This window comes from Methanolobus sp. ZRKC5 (assembly GCF_038446525.1).
Taxonomy (GTDB): Archaea; Halobacteriota; Methanosarcinia; order Methanosarcinales; family Methanosarcinaceae; genus Methanolobus.
In genome coordinates this window covers 1,566,566-1,580,631 of the sequence record NZ_CP151792.1, presented here as the reverse complement: position 1 = coordinate 1,580,631, position 14,066 = coordinate 1,566,566, and the positions used below count along the sequence as shown (strand labels likewise).

General features: G+C 40.4%; 15 protein-coding genes. 4 read left to right on the top strand and 11 right to left on the bottom strand.

Annotated elements, in window-relative coordinates:
- Positions 1–94: 94 nt before the first annotated feature.
- From WN948_RS07840 to WN948_RS07810, 7 genes are all read right to left on the bottom strand, one after another.
- On the bottom strand, positions 95–706 hold the full coding sequence (locus WN948_RS07840; RefSeq protein ID WP_342303674.1) for a methylenetetrahydrofolate reductase C-terminal domain-containing protein: 612 nt from the start codon (positions 704–706) through the stop codon (positions 95–97).
- Positions 703–1,938, bottom strand: a complete 1,236-nt coding sequence (folP, locus tag WN948_RS07835; RefSeq protein ID WP_342303673.1) for a dihydropteroate synthase — start codon at positions 1,936–1,938, stop codon at positions 703–705. The genes WN948_RS07840 and folP overlap by 4 nt, the downstream gene beginning before the upstream one ends.
- Positions 1,939–2,017: 79 nt before the next feature.
- Positions 2,018–2,878: a tetrahydrofolate dehydrogenase/cyclohydrolase catalytic domain-containing protein gene (locus tag WN948_RS07830; protein WP_342303672.1), complete on the bottom strand. Its 861-nt coding sequence runs from the start codon at positions 2,876–2,878 to the stop codon at positions 2,018–2,020.
- Positions 2,879–2,928: 50 nt separating this feature from the next.
- On the bottom strand, positions 2,929–4,167 hold the full coding sequence (gene glyA, locus WN948_RS07825) for a serine hydroxymethyltransferase (protein ID WP_342303671.1): 1,239 nt from the start codon (positions 4,165–4,167) through the stop codon (positions 2,929–2,931).
- 78 nt (positions 4,168–4,245) lie between these two features.
- On the bottom strand, positions 4,246–4,854 hold the full coding sequence (purN, locus tag WN948_RS07820) for a phosphoribosylglycinamide formyltransferase (protein ID WP_342303670.1): 609 nt from the start codon (positions 4,852–4,854) through the stop codon (positions 4,246–4,248).
- 103 nt (positions 4,855–4,957) lie between these two features.
- Complete coding sequence (locus WN948_RS07815) at positions 4,958–5,926, bottom strand: transcriptional regulator (RefSeq protein WP_342303669.1); 969 nt, start codon at positions 5,924–5,926, stop codon at positions 4,958–4,960.
- A gap of 114 nt (positions 5,927–6,040) precedes the next feature.
- Entirely contained in the window at positions 6,041–7,495 is a 1,455-nt protein-coding gene (locus WN948_RS07810) for an IS66 family transposase (RefSeq protein WP_342306434.1), read from the bottom strand.
- A gap of 317 nt (positions 7,496–7,812) precedes the next feature.
- On the opposite strand from WN948_RS07810, the gene WN948_RS07805 reads away from it, so the two are divergent.
- Positions 7,813–8,724, top strand: a complete 912-nt coding sequence (locus tag WN948_RS07805) for a PAS domain-containing protein (protein WP_342303668.1) — start codon at positions 7,813–7,815, stop codon at positions 8,722–8,724.
- Here WN948_RS07805 and WN948_RS07800 read toward each other — a convergent pair.
- Both WN948_RS07800 and WN948_RS07795 read right to left on the bottom strand, forming a co-directional pair.
- A complete protein-coding gene (locus WN948_RS07800) occupies positions 8,655–9,134 on the bottom strand; it encodes a transposase (RefSeq protein WP_342306433.1) in 480 nt (159 codons plus the stop codon). The two genes, WN948_RS07805 and WN948_RS07800, sit on opposite strands and share 70 nt — an antisense overlap.
- A gap of 2 nt (positions 9,135–9,136) precedes the next feature.
- Positions 9,137–9,505 carry a transposase gene (locus WN948_RS07795; RefSeq protein ID WP_342303667.1) on the bottom strand — a complete coding sequence of 123 codons (369 nt, stop codon included), beginning with the start codon at positions 9,503–9,505 and terminating at the stop codon, positions 9,137–9,139.
- Positions 9,506–9,567: 62 nt separating this feature from the next.
- On the opposite strand from WN948_RS07795, the gene WN948_RS07790 reads away from it, so the two are divergent.
- The gene (locus tag WN948_RS07790; protein WP_342306432.1) at positions 9,568–10,554 is read left to right on the top strand and encodes a GAF domain-containing sensor histidine kinase; all 987 of its coding nucleotides are present in this window, start codon (positions 9,568–9,570) and stop codon (positions 10,552–10,554) included.
- 99 nt (positions 10,555–10,653) lie between these two features.
- Here WN948_RS07790 and WN948_RS07785 read toward each other — a convergent pair whose 3' ends face one another.
- Positions 10,654–11,598, bottom strand: coding sequence for an IS5 family transposase (locus WN948_RS07785; RefSeq protein WP_342303665.1), 945 nt, complete (start codon positions 11,596–11,598; stop codon positions 10,654–10,656).
- Between the two features lie 44 nt (positions 11,599–11,642).
- On the opposite strand from WN948_RS07785, the gene WN948_RS07780 reads away from it, so the two are divergent.
- Both WN948_RS07780 and WN948_RS07775 read left to right on the top strand, forming a co-directional pair.
- A complete protein-coding gene (locus tag WN948_RS07780; RefSeq protein ID WP_342303664.1) occupies positions 11,643–11,909 on the top strand; it encodes an ATP-binding protein in 267 nt (88 codons plus the stop codon).
- Positions 11,910–11,958: 49 nt separating this feature from the next.
- Positions 11,959–13,263, top strand: coding sequence for a tRNA(Ile)(2)-agmatinylcytidine synthase (locus WN948_RS07775; RefSeq protein ID WP_342303663.1), 1,305 nt, complete (start codon positions 11,959–11,961; stop codon positions 13,261–13,263).
- Positions 13,264–13,276: 13 nt separating this feature from the next.
- Here WN948_RS07775 and WN948_RS07770 read toward each other — a convergent pair whose 3' ends face one another.
- Positions 13,277–14,056, bottom strand: coding sequence for an NAD+ synthase (locus WN948_RS07770; RefSeq protein ID WP_342303662.1), 780 nt, complete (start codon positions 14,054–14,056; stop codon positions 13,277–13,279).
- Between the last annotated feature and the right edge of the window lie 10 nt (positions 14,057–14,066).

Sequence of the window (14,066 nt, the reverse complement as noted above, 5' to 3'; positions counted from 1 at the left end):
ATGCAGGTTTGATTTTTAAAATCATCGCGGAATTTAGGTTTACATTTAGAAATGAATGTGGAATTTCAGGAGAGTATTACTCCAGTAATACAAATTATTCAATATCCTCTTCGGCATCCCAAACCTTTTCCAGCAGGTCAAGCCTGCCAGCTTTTTCAAGTTTCTTGTATATGAGTTCCCATGCACAATCCTTTTCGGGGTCTACTTCGCACTTCCCATCAATAGCTCCTCCGCAGGGACCATTCAAAAGCTGTTTTGGACATTGCGCTTTGGGACATATTCCGCCAAAATAATAGACCGTACAATCACCGCACATTGCACATAGTTCGGGGATGACTTCTCCCTGCGAGCGTCCACCAAGGGAATCCGTGTTGTTTGAAGAGTAAACTGGCACTTCTGTCACTCTGGAAACAATAGAAACCCCGCTTCCGCACGCCATTACAATGATTGCTTTTGCATCCCTGATAACAGGGTTCTTTTCAATGAGTGAATCATAGGATGTAACACTGCAGGCAGCAGTTGGGAGTACCCAGCCGATAACATGCTTTCCTGCTTCTTCCAGGCGTTGTTGCATCTCGATGACCTCTGGCTCGCCACCAACATGTTGTCTTGCAGCACAGGTATTGCAGCCTATGATAAAAATATCATTCTCGTCCTTTAGCAGTTCCAATATCTCTTCAAAGGGTTTTGCAGATGAGATAATCATAGTTCCCTCAGGTATCGATGCTCAACATCCATATCATTTTCAAGTGTTTCTGCTATCATCTCTGCAATGAGTGGCAGATTACGTGCCTGGAATGAGAGCTTGTGGACCAGTTTTTCCAGTTGCAACAGTGTACCTATTATTAGTACATCTGTCCTTTCAGTTTCATGGGACACGGCATTACGCTCAAGGGCAGCATCTCCACCTCTGGCCAGTATTTCCTGCTTGATTATCAGAGCCTCAGTGGTGGTGATATTGTTCACACGTATCACCTTGCTCACGGTCTTCTTCTTCATGACCTTCGCACCTGTGCCGGTTACTCCAATACTTTTCATAATGTATTCAGCATCATCAGGGTGAACTATATCCACAATAGCAACTTCAAAATCACCGGATTTCACAGTCTGTTCTTTTTTTCTCATTGCACTTGCAACTTCAACAACGTCCTTTGTCTCAGTGATGTCATGTGTCCTTATGATGTGAGCACCTTTATGAACCACAATTGCAGTTGCAGCAAGGCTTCCATATAACCTTTCACTTGCAGGCTCGTGAAGCACAGCATCGATGCAGGACTTCCTTGATACGGCTGCAAGCAGTGGTCTCTGAAATACCTTAAGGCTCTCGAACTGGTCGATGGTCTCAAAATCAAATATCGGATCCTTTTCAGCAATCCACTTGCCGATGGCAGGGTCCAGTATGAGTTTCTCCGTGTCAACTCCTCTGGAAGCAGCCCTGTCAATTATCGTTGCAAGGCATTTCATGATGGCATCCATACCAATAGGGTCTCCTGGTATTTTTTCAGATGCCATAACAACAGCCGGACAATCATATTGCGCCACGACATCGATCATTCTCGGGTTTATGGTGAATCCTGATACGTCATTGATAATATCTGCACCGTGTTTCAGTGATTCTTCTGCAACGCTGGCATATACTGTATCTACGGAAATGAGAGTATCTACATTGTCCTTCAGGATATCCAGTGCAGGAATCATGCGGTCCAATTCCTCATCCTCTCCAATAACGGGACTTGCAAGCGGCCATGTAGAACGGGCGCCTATGTCCAATATGGTCGCACCACTGTCAACCATTTTTTGTGCAACATCAAGAAGAGAATCAGTACTAACAACCGAACCCTTGTAGAAGGATTCCTTGCTCAGGTTGATAACTCCCATTAATCTCACGGGGTGTTCATCGCCAACCTTCAAGCCGCATATGTCAACATCAACAACCATTATTCAACCTGGTAGTATTAATTCAGGGTTAGATAAGTAGATAAAATAGTATTTAGTTTATAAAATATAAAAGTGCTTATCAGGCATTCATTGCTGCCGTAAGCACATGTTCCATGAGGATAGCTATGGTCATTGGTCCAACGCCTCCGGGAACCGGGGTTATCAGTGAAGCTTTCTTCACCACATTATCAAAATCAACATCGCCGTAAACCTTGCCGTTCTCTTCGGTGATGCCTACATCAAAGATCACTGCACCTTCTTTTACCATATCTGCTTTGATAAGATGCTTGACTCCTGTACCGACAACAAGGATATCGGCATCAAGGGTGAACTTCTTGAGGTCATCTGTGAAAACATGGCATACAGAAACTGTTGCATTCCTGTTTACAAGCATTGCTGCCATGGGTTTTCCCACAACGTTACTGTGTCCGACAATAACTGCATGCTTGCCCTGTATTGGTACATTGTACTCTTCAAGTGCTCTTATGACACCTTTCGGAGTGCAGGGTACAAGACCCTCCTCACCTATCAGAAGTTTGCCCATGTTATACGCATGGAATCCATCTGCATCCTTTGCAGGGTCGATGGCAAGCATTGCAGACTTATCATCAAGCTGTTTTGGAAGAGGTAATTGGAGGAGAATCCCATGTATGTCCTCCCTTGAGTTCAATTCATGGATGCGTTCCATGAGTTCTTCCTGGGTGGTAGAATGCGGCATGTTGTGATCCTCTGCATGTATGCCGACCCTTTCACATGCCTTGTGCTTGAGGCGCACATACATTTTGGATGCCGGATCCTCGCCTACAAGTATTGTTGCAAGTCCGGGAATAATTCCCTTCTCTGCATTAAGCTTGTCAACTCCCTGCTTAACCTGTTCTTCCACTTTCTTTGACAGGCTTCTCCCATCTATCTTCCTGGAATCGTAGTTCTCTTCTGACATTATGCAAACACCTGTGATATTTTCCCTATACAGGATTGCTTTTTGATTATTTATTGTTTGTATATCGGGAATCTGCTGCAAAGCTGCTCAACATCGGAGCTGATTCCATGGAGGACTGTGTCGTCATTGAGGTTGTTGATAACTTCTGTTATGAACCCTGCAATTTCCTTCATGTCGTCTTCTTTCATTCCTCTGGTTGTTGAAGCGGGTGTGCCGATCCTGACTCCACTTGTGATGAACGGACTTCTTGTCTCAAATGGAATGGTGTTCTTATTGAGCACAATGCCTGCCTTGCTCAGAGCAGCTTCTGCTTCCTTTCCTGTGATGTCGAACTTGTTAAGGTTCAAGAGCATTACGTGGTTGTCCGTTCCACCTGAAACAATATCAAAACCATTGTTCTGCAGTTCAGTTGCCAGGACACTTGCATTCTTTACAGTCTGGAACTGGTCTGCCTTGAACTGATCTCCCTGGGCTTCCTTGAATGCAACAGCCTTTGCTGCGATGATGTGCATGAGCGGACCGCCCTGGATTCCAGGGAACACTGCCTTGTTCAGTCCCTTTGCATATTCTTCTTTGCACATGACCATTCCACCCCTTGGACCCCTGAGTGTCTTGTGGGTTGTGGTTGTGACAAAGTCTGCGTAAGGTACAGGGCTTGGGTGTGCGCCGGCAGCAACAAGTCCTGCAATGTGTGCGATATCTGCAAGCAGGTATGCTCCTACTTCATCAGCTATATCTTTGAATGCCTTGAAATCAATTGTTTTTGAGTATGCTGAAGCACCACAAACTATCATCCGTGGTTTCTTCTCTTTTGCCATTTCCATAAGCGCATCATAATCAAGGGCTTCTGTTTCCTTGTCAACACCATATGGTACTATATTATAGAGCTGTCCTGCAAAGTTAACAGGGCTTCCATGTGAAAGATGACCACCGTGTGTAAGGTCCATGGACATTATGGTGTCACCGGGTTTGATTATTGAGAAATAACATGCCATATTGGCACCGGATCCGGAGTGTGGCTGGACATTCACATGTTCTGCACCGAAGATCTCCTTTGCTCTCTCAATGGCAAGGTCTTCTGCAATATCAACGAATTCGCATCCGCCGTAGTAGCGCTTTCCTGAATAGCCTTCAGCATATTTGTTTGTCATTACAGAGCCCTGCGCCTGCATTACTGCGCGGCTTGCATAGTTCTCTGATGCGATCAGGTTCAATTTGTAATCCTGGCGGTTTGCTTCCAGCCTGAGGGCCTCTGCAATATCCGGGTCAACTTCTGAGATATGAGACATTGTTACCAACCGTTAGATTCGATAGTAATATATTTGTGAAATATTTCCTGGCTTTGCCAGAAATAAATGAGTATTGATTTATGAGTGTACTACAATTCTACCTTCCACTTTAAGTTTACCCTCAACGAATAGTTTGACTGCTTCCGGGTAGACTTTGTGCTCCTGTTCAAGTATGCGTGCTGCGAGGTCATCAGCAGTATCTGTATCAAGGACAGGTACACATTTCTGGATGATTATAGGGCCTGTATCCATTCCTTCATCAACAAAATGTACTGTGCAACCGCTAACTTTCACGCCATAATCAAAAGCCTGTTGCTGTGCATGCAGTCCTTTGAAAGAAGGGAGCAATGCAGGGTGGATGTTTATTATTCTGTTTCGATATGCTGCAATGAGGTTTTTTCCTACTATGCGCATGTATCCTGCAAGAAGTATAAGGTCAACATCGTTGTCTTTCAGGACTTCCAATATATCTTTTTCATAATCTTGCTTATTTGAGAAATCAGAAGGGTCTATGAAAACATCGGTTATCCCATGTTTCTGGGCACGCTCAAGGGCATAGGCATCCCCAACATCGCTAATTACGACGGATATCTTTGCGTTTTTGATGTAGCCCGTTTCGATATTGTCAATAATTGATTGAAGATTTGATCCTCTTCCTGAAACAAGTACTGCGATGTTGGTGGTCATTGTTAGTCTTAAAAGGGATTTCTGTATATTAGCGTTTTGGATTTACTCAAAACAACTGGAAACTATGTGATAAACGATTAAATGTGGGCACTGAAACAAAACATCAAATATTGATATTGTGCTTTTTAGTTCTTTCATCAATCAGTTCTGCCAGTTCCTCAGTGCCGGATAGTTTGTCAAGCTCACATTTCTCAATAAGAATTGTGTTCTCAACTGTTTCTGATTTCATCTGGCCATCTATGATAAAGACTGATTTCGTCCTTGTTACGCAGGATATACTACTCATAAGGTCAGCCCGTTTTATCATTGCACTGCTATAAGTGCTGATACCTGTCAGTAGTGTGTCGGATGTATCTTTTGATATGGCTTTAAAGGGTGCCTGGCTTGTCGACATGACCTGGTAACCAAGAGCGTAGAGCATGTTCAGGATACCATCATCTGGTTGTGTCTCAGGCACCTTTTCCTGTTTAGCTTCAACATTTGCCTTTTTCTCAAAACCACGAAGAATATCGATTGATTTTGCAAGGGCAACGTCCAGTAGTTCTTCAAGATGAAGGACTATATCTATAGATGCATCCATGCCACCTTCTTCGTATTTGCTTATGGTCCTTCTGGAAACCCCAAGCTCAGTGGCAAGGGCTCCGAGTGACATGTCGGTCCGTTTACGGGCTTCTTTGAGTACATCACCATCTATCGAAACATAAAGTCCGCCAGGGGCTGCTGATACAAGAGGAGGTACTTCTTCCACAAAATAATCATAAAGGGTTTGCACGCTGAGGGCCGGAATCTCATAACGCATATACACTACGCTATCTTCAAGCATCTGGTCCCGGGTCTTTGCACCAATAAGTACTGCAGTTCCTCCCAGATAGCGTGCGAGACTTTTCATTTCTCTTGCAGTTTCCTCATTTAGTCCGTCAATATTGTATAGTACTTTATAAAAAATGAGAGTTTCATTTTTCCTTGCTGCAAGGTCAAAGCTCCGTGGTCGGATATTGCATCTTTTTGATACAATGAAGCCTGCTTGCTGTAATACATCAATGATTTGATGTATCAGGATTTCTTTCGTCATGACGAAATAAGCTTTGTTTGCACATCTATATAACTTTATCGCAAAAACTATAGTTATAATATTGTAACTATTCAGCCTAGCTCACTTCCACCAAGCTGATTTCTTCATCCACGATCAATTCTGCAACTTTGGAACAAATGAATTGCCATAAAATATTGCACTAATTGCATCGATAACAGATTCAGAATTCTTATTAACAGTAGACACGTATCCTCTTATACGGCAGAAATTTTTTGCACCCTGTTCACTGCGGAAAGTACCTGATATCTTCTGCTGTACTTTCGTCATTCTGATATCTCTTTCAGCCTGATTGTTATCAAACGGAACGTTTTGGTCGTACATAAATCGCAAGATATCCTCTTTATGGCCAATAAACCTATCCAGCAAATTCTTTACCGTGGTCTGCTTCTTACGTCCTCGTTTTTTAGACCGCACATTTGATTCCGGATCAGGAGGATTTTCATTCACTCCTAAACAAGTTATGTGATCATAATCCTCACTGAACCTTTGAATTAGCTCAGTATCTAAAAGATCATTATCAACATGATGTTTAATGCATATCAAGAGATCACTCATTATCTTTGGCCACTGTTGATCACTGTTTTCGGAAGCTCCAGTTAACTCTCGTAATAAATGTGCATTACATAATGAATGTTGACATTCATATTTGTTGTACGGTTTCCAAAAATCATGTGTTGCAACACCAGTGTAACCTGGTAATATGCCCATAGCATCCATTGCTTCTGAGCCCCTTTTGCGATGTGCAAAATAATAGGTCAGTTTGTCTGTACCTGCCACATGAAGCCAATTACGAACTGCATTTATTCTCATTCCTGTTTCATCCAGATTGATGACAGGAGATTCTTTCAGGAGATGTTTCACTGTATTTTCAAAAGCTCCAAGCTTCTCAAAACAACTACGTTCCGTGTTCACCAAAGTAGCAGGACTTATCTTGCATCCCAAAATATCAGAGAACAACTTGGTAACACGCTGATAAGGAAGTAATTGGTAAGTGTGCAAATAAACTGCAAATGACTTAACTCGATGACCGTATTGAGTCGGCTGAGTTACACCATCTGGAAAAAGAGCTTTGTTTACATGAGAACATTTGGGACATGTTTTAATCTCGCAACGATGTTCAATGCAATTGATAGTTATAGGAGGAATGTCAAAGACCTGTCTTCTTTCATAGTCAGAGGGAACAGAAGCTAACGATCTCCCACAATTGACGCATTGATTAACAGGATGAACAATAACTTCATCCGGATCATCATTTATTCTTAATGTAGTACCAGGATGACCGTTTTGACCACCTACATGCTTATTGGTCTTTTTTCTTTGACTTTTAACGGTTGGTTTATTCCGTGCATAAGAATCAGTAGAAGGTGGTTTGCTACTGTTGCGACTATTCTTTTCAAGCATTTCTTCCAAATGCCTGACACGCTCTTCAAGTTGTGCAATTTGGAGAGATTGATGTTCAATTATCCCAAGTAATCGAGTTACAAGTTCTACTACTGCTTCTGGACCAGCTTCATAAACTGCAAGTATTTCTTCGCGGTCTATACAAATCCCCTCAGATTGATAGACGTTTTTTATGATATTTTACTGAATATTTTTTAACACATAAAATGAAGCCATAGTATATTGTTTTTTGCATCATTAAAACAGTCAGGCTGAATAGTTACATAATATTTACTTCTATTTTTTGGAGTGTCCTCTAATAATCTCTAGCTAGAAAATTATTTATTAGATGTGTTGAAATACAGTTGTATATACAATAATTCCCTGTTTTCTAAGAATGGTCGTGCTGGTAATATGAATATGAAGGTTCAGGATAAGAACAAAGAACATGCAAAAAGTAGTGTTAGGAGCAATCCCTGATGCCTATGTCCAATAGAGCAGAAATTAACCATCTGGTAAATGAAAATAAAATATCCAATGAAACAATGGATATAATGCCAATGGTAATTCTTTTTTTGGATACGAAATGTAGTGTTTCATTTGTTAACAAAAGAATTCTTGAATTGACCGGCTATAAAGAAAAAGAGATTTCAGGGACGCAATGGTTTGACGTACTGGTACCTCATGAATTTAAATCTGAATCTCGTTCTATATGGGATAAATTCATTTCTGGCGAAATAACTTCTGTCGGGGATCTTGAAATTCCCCTTCTGAAAACAGATGGCACAAAAATTTCTGTTCTTTGGAATGCCGTTTCACTTACAAATGATGGTCTTTTTAAGGGTATTATTATTTCAGGTGAAGAAATTCCCCAACAAAAAATCTCCCGGAAAGAACTTGAAGAAAGTGATCTCCTTTTCAAAAGAGTGGTAGAATTATCTCCTATATCTGTTGCTTTGTTGGATTCTAATTTTAGCCCAATTTATTTTAACAGGAAATTCACGGAAACTTTCGGTTACACTCTTGAAGATGTACCGGAAATGGATCAATGGTGGGAGTTTGTGCATCCCAATCAGGAACGTAGAAAAACAATCTTTGAATCCTGGTGTTCAAACCAATCTTCGTCATGGGATGAAATAAACAATGTCGATACTAAAGAATGTAGGATATTGTGCAAAAATAATTCTGTAAAAGATATATTGTTCAATTTTGCAAAAATAACAGATAGTGTATCTATCCTTGTTTTTAAAAATATAACTGAAATGAAAGCTGCAAAGAAAGCTTTTTTCTTAGATGAACTGAGGTTAGAGGCCCTTGTTGAGCTTAATCAATTTACCGGTTCAACAACAAACAATGAACCTATCTCAAAACGTCTCTTGAACTTTATTCCAACATAATAGAAAACATGCAATATCCAGTAGTCCCTTGAAAACAACATAAGCCTTTCATATCTACTTGCTATTTTTCTGAATCCCATTTTCAACCATGCAAAGAAACGTTCTATTGTCCCTCTTTTACGATATGACTCATACTCGAATCTTGTAGGTCTTCCTCTTTTTGGATATTTCTGATTCCTGATATTAACAAGAATGTTACTTTTGATTGCCCGATGTCTCAAGTATTTCCTGATGGCCACATCATCATAAGCAGAATCTGCAAGTACTTCCAATGGTCTTGTTTTTGGCCTTCCAGCAGTTTTGACCTTGATACTTTCCATGATCTTAACAAACTGCTGCCTATCATGTGCTTTTCCAGAAGCTATCAGAACGGTCAAAGGAAAGCTTTCAGAACTTACACAAACATGTATCTTTATTCCATTTCTTTTTTTGTGGCCGTTGTATTCGGAATTTTCTCCCCTTTTTTTGTTTCGATGAAACTACTATCAACACATACAAGATCCATGGAGAACTTACCTTTTTGGTAAGCGGAATCCCGAAGGGATTCCATAATCTCATTCCACACTCCTTCCTCTGACCACCTTTTTAGCCTTCTCCAAGCAGTTGCTCTGGAACCATAGCTAGCTGGCATATCTCTCCATCTACAACCGGTTATCAGAACAAAGAGAATACCATTGATGACCTTACGGTCATCAGCTCTCTTTCTTCCAGTTATTGGTTGTGGTGGTAAATGCGGTCGAATAAATTTCCATTGCACATCAGAAAGTTTTCTGAATTCCATTCATATCCCCATAATAAAATACAAAGAAGTAGTATTTATAGTTTTGAGATAGGTTCAATGTCATAAATTTCTCGCTTGAAAAAGCTGTTGAGCTCACAGAAAGCCAGGTTGGATATATTGCTTTTATAAATGAAGATGAGGCCACTACAAATGTGTATGACCCATCAAAAAAAGCAGTGGAACTTTGTGGAATTGATAACATAAGTACTATCTTCAGTTTTGAGGAAATGGGACTTTGGGGCGAACCTATACGACAGCGAAAACCAGTAGTAACGAATGATTATGCACGGGATGGTTCCTTTAAAAAAGGACTACCTAAAGGTCATATGGATATCCGAAACCATCTTGGAATTCCTGTGTTCGATAATGACAGGATCGTTATGATTGCAGGTGTGGGAAATAAAGACAGCGATTATAACAGTTCTGATATAAGGCAAATGACGCTTCTTATGCAAGGAACATGGAAGCTCCTGCAGAAAAAACAAAATGAGGACCAAATAAAAACATATTCAGAGGAGCTGGCTGAAAACTATAAGGAACTTGAATCGCTGGATCGTATGAAAGATGAATTCATGGCAAATATAACTCATGAACTAAAGACCCCCCTTATTCCTATCAAAGGGTACAGTGAACTTCTTTTCGATGGACACCTTGGAACCATGGAGGAAGAACAAAGGAAGGGAGTAGGAATTATTTTGCAGAATGCTAAGAGATTGCATAAATTGATAGATTCCCTGTTGTATATGCAGAATATTCGTTCAGGGAATATACAGTATCATCTTGATTCTATCGATATTGTCAATGTGCTTGACAAAGTAACTGATGATCAGTTCTCTATGCGAAATGAAAAAAGTCCGGTTTTGAATAAAGAATATGTTTCACCTCTTCCCTTTGTTTGTGGCAATGTAACCTATCTGGAACAGGTATTTTCCCATATACTTGAAAATGCATTCAAATTTACATCTTCCGAAGGTTCGGTAACTGTGGCTGCATTTCAAGAAAAGGACAATGTACATGTTGTTGAGGATTTCGATATTCCCTCATTTTAGATCATTAAAGTATTCAAACTCAATTATATCCTCTCATTTTTTATCATTTTGTTTAATTTCTCTTCATTAATCCTTATTTTTAGTATAGCTCCCGCTATCCTAAATTACTCCTTTGGTTTTTAGTGTCCTCAATTGATGCAGATTAAAACAAAAAGCTGTCATCAACATTTTTGCATTCACTCTTTCTACAGTTGTAACAAGAACCTTTCTGGTTTTAAATATTTCTTTTGTCACTGCATACACTCTTTCGCAAGGGACTCTTTTCACACTTATTCTTTCATTTCTGAGGATATCCATTATTCCTAAAGGATGTCCTCTTACAGCTCGTTGCATTGTTGCTGCAAAACCTTTTGCTATTGCTCCAAAATATCCTTTATCTCTATACACCACTTCACCCTTTTCAGACAGATCAACCTGTGAATCGTGAAGTGATGCAGTTGTTGTCTCAAATCTTCTGATTAGTTCATAATCCTTATCAATAATTGTATGAAGTTTGTATCCAAAGTGAGATTTACCATTTTTCTTAGTCCAGGTTCCATCTTTGCTTCTTCTTGTTTTCGCATCTTTTCCTCTGAGTACATCTGCTTTTGCATGTCCTGGATCTGAGTGAATAAAAGTTGCATCCTGGATCATTCCTTTTTTAATCTTCAAACCAAGAGCATCAAGCTGATTCTGCATTTCATCCCACACCGCTTTTTCTTTACCATTGTCGATAATTCTCTTCCTGAATGACCAGACAGTTGTACTGTCTGGTACATATTCAGGAAATCCCAGGAATTTCCTAAAGGATATCCTGTCAATACACTGCTTTTCAAGCTCAGCATCAGAAAGACCATGCCATTGTTGCAGAACAAGCATCTTGAACATTACAATAACATCAGCTTCAGGCCGTCCGCCTGAAGCTGTTCTGTTTATGTACATTGACTCCAGAATAGGGCGAAAAGGCTTCCAATCTACTAAATATTCAATTTCAGCAAGCTTATCTCCGACAGATTGGAGACGCTTATATTCTTCATTTAAGGCAAAATCAGTAAAAGAATCCATAATAGTAAATTTGCTTTGCTATTATTTAAATTTTATTGAATTGTATGAGTATTGATGGTAGTTTATCGAAATCCTCTGTTGTAAAAGATACTGGAATAGGTATTCCCAAAGATGAAATAAAACATATTTTCAAAAGGTTCTATCAGATGGACGGTTCTCTTACACGTCGATATGGTGGCAACGGTCTTGGATTATATCTATGTAAGGGTATAGTGGAGGCACACGCTGGTTTTATCTGGGCAACAAGTGAAGAAGGCAAAGGGACTGAGATACATGTGCTTCTTCCAGCAATTAATGATGAAAAATCCTGATCATCAGAGAATCATTTAACACTGATCAGTCATATTTGCTATTGGTTCAATGAGTACTGAATACACTAAAATGGTTATAGGTATTGACGATACGGATTCAAGGGAAGGTATGTGTACTACCTACCTCTGTGCTCTTTTAAGGGATGAGCTTTCATCTTTTGCAAATATCATAGCAGAACCTATACTTGTCCGCCTTAATCCTACTATTCCATACAAGACCCGTGGGAATGCATCTGTAGCGTTGTTTGTGCAGTGCAAAGAACCAGGGAAAGTAATGGAACATGTGCTCCAAAGGGTTACTTCCATGGCGTGCATGGAGAATGAGAACACCAACCCTGGTGTGGTTTTTATTACTGATGATCAGTTCGACAAGGTTAGAGATACACTGAGCGATTTTTTCAGGCGTGCTGTCAAAGAAGTGATAACAATAGATGAAGCGAAAAAACTGGCTTCAGAACTTGACATCACATTTGAAGTATTCAAGAATGGCCGTGGACTTATCGGTGCTCTTTCTGCATGTGGTGCAATTCTAAGTCCTGATTGGGATCATACATATGAGTATCTTGCATACAGAGAAACAGACGTATGGGGTACCCAGCGCTGCGTTGATGAAGATTCTCTCTTTGAAGCTGATGTACAGACATATCCCGATACATGGGACACCGTTGATATAAAAAATAACATGGTAGTTTGCGTACCTCACTCTGGCGATCCTGTCCTTTACGGAATAAGGGGAAGGAATGCATCTTCTGTGGAAAGGTCTGCATCCTTTGTTAGTTCCGAACCGGTGGAACGTATATGCAGATATAAGACAAATCAAGGTACTGATATGCATCTGATCCCGGTATCAACAATCAGTGATATTCAGGAAATGCATTCCTATATTCTGGAAGGAGTGGTGTTTTGCGAACCAAAGACAATCAAGGGAGGGCATACTATCTTCTCTCTGAAGGATGCTGTTGGGGATACAATTGACTGTGCTGCCTTTGAGCCTACAAAGAACTTCAGGGAACTTATACGCAAACTGATCCCAGGTGATGTGGTTGTTGTCTATGGCAGTGTTACTGAAAGAACAGTTAATATTGAAAAAATTAAGATAACCGGGCTTTCTCCAAAATATGAGGTTAAAAATCCGGTATGCACTTCCTGTGGAAAGAGAATGAAATCTGCTGGCTCAGGTCAGGGCTACAGATGCAAAAAATGTAGCACAAGGTCTGATGTTACAGAACGATTAGAAGTGAAAAGAGAAATTGAAGCTGGATTCTATGAGGTTCCACCCTGTGCAAGAAGGCATCTTGCAAAGCAGCTTCTGAGATTTGAAGAAGAGAATCTGCCCGTTTTCCCTGGCAGATAGTCTTTATCTTTGCTTATCTAAGAGAGTTAAGTTCTGCTATTGCAGGAGCTTTTTGTTTGTGGAGGTTTACATTAATGCGTTTTACCACTGAATCTCTCTGGGTGCCTGTTAGGCCAAGTGTATTCTGTGCAACCTGTGGGCTTTCTCCTTCCAGTAAAAGAGCAAGGAACCTGTCAACCAGTTCATATGTGATGCCAAGCTCATCCTCGTCGGTCTGGTCTGCCCATAACCTTGCAGAAGGAGCTTTTGTGATTATCTCTTCCGGAACTCCCATGAGTGCTGACATCTCTTTGACCTCTGTTTTATAGAGATCACCTATTGGTTCAATGTCAACTCCTCCATCCCCGTATTTTGTGAAATAGCCTAAAAGTATTTCTGTTTTGTTGCCTGTTCCCATGACCATTCTTGACATCATGTTCGCGTAATAATAAAGGACAGACATACGAATCCTGGATTTGAGGTTACCATTGGCATGTGAATTGAAAGCTGAACTCTCTGGAATTGTGTTCATATATCCGGAAAGTATCTCTGATATATTTACAGTCTTAAATTCGATACCCAGTCTGCTTGCCACTTCAGTGGCATCGAGTACGTCTTCTGCAGGTGTCAGGTTAAGTTCTGGCATGTGTATGCCAAGGACATTCTCTTTACCAAGGGCTTCAACTGTCAGGTAAGCTATCAGAGCGGAATCGATACCTCCACTGATTCCTATTACTGCGCCTTTTATACCTGCTTCCTTTGTTTTATCCCGGATGAATTCAACGATGCTATCTTTAGCTTTTGATATGTCCATTTTATCAAGC